The following is a 1459-nucleotide window of genomic DNA, read 5'->3' on the forward strand; positions in this document are numbered from 1 at the left end:
CAGGCCGAACTGCGAGTCGTTGGCCATCGCCAGGGCTTCTTCCTCGGTCTTGAAGCGGATCACCGCTGCCACCGGGCCGAATACTTCTTCCTGCATGATGGTCATCGAGTTGCTGTCGCACTCGAACAGCGTCGGCTCGTAGAACCAGCCTTCACCCTCGACCTCGGCACGCTTGCCGCCCATGTGCAGCTTGGCGCCTTCGGCCTTGGCCGCAGCGACCAGGCCTTCGACCACGGCCAACTGCTGCGCGGTGGCCATCGGACCCATTTCGCTGGCGTCGTCCTGCGGGTTGCCGATGCGGATGCGCTTGGCGCGGGCGATCAAACGCTCGACGAACTCGTCGAAGATCTCGTCCTGCACCAGCAGCCGCGAGCCGGCCACGCAGCTTTGCCCGGAAGCGGCATAGATACCGGCCACTGCGCCGTTGATGGCGCTGTCCAGGTCGGCGTCGGCGAAGATGATGTTCGGCGACTTGCCACCCAGCTCCAGCGACAGCTTGGCGAAGTTCTCGGCGCTGCTGCGCACCACGTGGCGGGCAGTGGCGGCGCCGCCGGTGAAGGCGATCTTGCGCACCAGCGGGTGGCGGGTAAGGGCTGCCCCGGTGCTTGGGCCGTAGCCGGTGACCACGTTGACCACACCCGGCGGGAAGCCGGCTTCGAGGGCCAGGCGGGCCAGCTCGAGGATGGTTGCCGAGGCGTGCTCGGACGGTTTCAGCACGATGGTGTTGCCCGCAGCCAGGGCCGGGGCCAGCTTGATCGCGGTGAGGTACAGCGGGCTGTTCCACGGAATGATGCCGGCGACCACGCCAATCGGCTCGTGCACGGTGTAGGCAAACAGGTCGGGCTTGTCCAGCGGCAAGGTGCCACCTTCGAGCTTGTCGGCCAGGCCTGCGGTGTAGTGGAAGAATTCGGGCAGGTAGCCGACCTGGCCGCGGGTTTCGCGGATCAGCTTGCCGTTGTCACGGCTTTCCAGCTGGGCCAGGTGCTCCTTGTTTTCGGTAATCAGATCACCCAGGCGCCGTAGCAGCTTGCCACGCGCGGTGGCGGTAATGCTGCGCCATGCCTTGCTGTCAAAGGCACGCTGGGCGGCCTGCACGGCCAGTTCGACATCGGCTTCGTCGGCGTCGGGCAGTTGCGCCCAGGCCTGGGCGGTGGCCGGGTTGAGGCTGTCGAAGGTCTTGCCGCTTTGCGCATCGCGCCATTGGCCGTCGATGCACATCTGGAAACGAACGAGGGTCATGCAACTATCCCCTTGGCGGATTCGGTAAGGGTGCGGGCTTGGGCGAGGAAGTCCAGCAGCATCTTGTTGACTTCACGCGGTGCTTCCACCGGCATCATATGCCGTTGCTCGGCCAGCACCACGCTGTGTGCGCCAGGGATGCTGGCGGCAAGCTGGCGGGTCATGGCCGGGGTGGAGCCCGAGTCGAGTTCGCCGGTGGCGATCAGCGTGGGCACCTGGA

At 66.1% G+C, this 1459-nt stretch carries 1 protein-coding gene and 1 pseudogene; both read right to left on the reverse strand.

All coding sequences use genetic code 11. The features are described 5' to 3' along the window. A partial coding sequence (locus HP546_RS30150) for an aldehyde dehydrogenase (protein WP_172233512.1) occupies positions 1 to 1239 on the reverse strand: 1239 nt, incomplete at its 3' end. Then, positions 1236 to 1459, reverse strand: a pseudogene (locus tag HP546_RS30155) (alpha/beta hydrolase); the annotation flags it as partial. The pseudogene HP546_RS30155 and the gene HP546_RS30150, both read right to left, overlap by 4 nt.

It is taken from the genome of Pseudomonas sp. CM25, from assembly GCF_013179705.1.
Classification (GTDB): Bacteria; Pseudomonadota; Gammaproteobacteria; order Pseudomonadales; family Pseudomonadaceae; genus Aquipseudomonas.